Origin of the sequence: Vibrio cincinnatiensis (assembly GCF_022113815.1) — a bacterium.
GTDB classification, from domain to species: Bacteria; Pseudomonadota; Gammaproteobacteria; order Enterobacterales; family Vibrionaceae; genus Vibrio; species Vibrio cincinnatiensis_A.
The window spans coordinates 1-1,188 of the sequence record NZ_SGOM01000060.1 but is presented as its reverse complement, the minus strand read 5'-3'; the positions used below and the strand labels follow the sequence as shown (position 1 = coordinate 1,188).

At 45.6% G+C, this 1,188-nt stretch carries 1 protein-coding gene; it reads left to right on the top strand.

The features are described 5' to 3' along the window. The coding region (gene tuf / locus EXA13_RS16560; RefSeq protein ID WP_238134091.1) for an elongation factor Tu at positions 1 to 1,184 on the top strand (1,184 nt) is incomplete at its 5' end. Between the last annotated feature and the right edge of the window lie 4 nt (positions 1,185 to 1,188).

The following is a 1,188-nucleotide window of genomic DNA, read 5'->3' as shown; positions in this document are numbered from 1 at the left end:
TGTCTAAAGAAAAATTTGAACGTACGAAACCGCACGTAAACGTTGGTACTATCGGCCACGTTGACCACGGTAAAACCACTCTAACTGCAGCAATCTGTACTGTACTTTCTAAAGTATATGGCGGTGAAGCAAAAGACTTCGCGTCAATCGACAATGCTCCAGAAGAGCGTGAGCGCGGTATTACAATCTCTACTTCACACGTAGAATACCAAACTCCAACTCGTCACTACGCACACGTAGACTGCCCAGGACACGCTGACTATGTTAAAAACATGATCACAGGTGCTGCGCAAATGGACGGTGGTATCCTAGTTGTAGCGGCAACAGATGGTCCAATGCCACAAACACGTGAGCACATCCTACTAGGCCGTCAGGTTGGTATCCCTTACATCATCGTATTCATGAACAAATGTGACATGGTAGATGATGAAGAGCTACTAGAACTAGTAGAAATGGAAGTTCGTGAACTTCTATCTGAATACGATTTCCCAGGTGATGACCTACCAGTAATCCAAGGTTCAGCACTAGGCGCACTAAACGGTGAAGAGCAATGGGAAGCGAAGATTGTAGAACTAGCAGAAGCGCTAGATAACTACATTCCAGAGCCAGAGCGTGCAGTAGACCTGCCATTCCTAATGCCAATCGAAGACGTATTCTCAATCCAAGGTCGTGGAACAGTAGTAACAGGCCGTATTGAGCGTGGTATTCTTCGCGTAGGTGATGAAGTCCAAATCGTTGGTATCAAAGATACCATTACAACGACTTGTACTGGTGTAGAAATGTTCCGTAAACTGCTTGACGAAGGTCGTGCAGGTGAGAACGTAGGTGCACTACTACGTGGTACAAAACGTGATGAAGTAGAACGTGGTCAAGTACTAGCGAAACCAGGTTCAATCACTCCACACACTAAATTTGAATCAGAAGTTTACGTACTGTCTAAAGATGAAGGTGGTCGTCATACACCATTCTTCAAAGGTTACCGTCCACAGTTCTACTTCCGTACAACAGACGTAACCGGTAACATCGAGTTACCAGCAGGCGTAGAAATGGTTATGCCAGGCGACAACATCCAAATGGTTGTAGAGCTAATTGCTCCAATCGCGATGGATGAAGGTTTACGTTTCGCGATTCGTGAAGGTGGCCGTACAGTTGGTGCTGGTGTTGTAGCTAAGATCATCGCTTAATCAC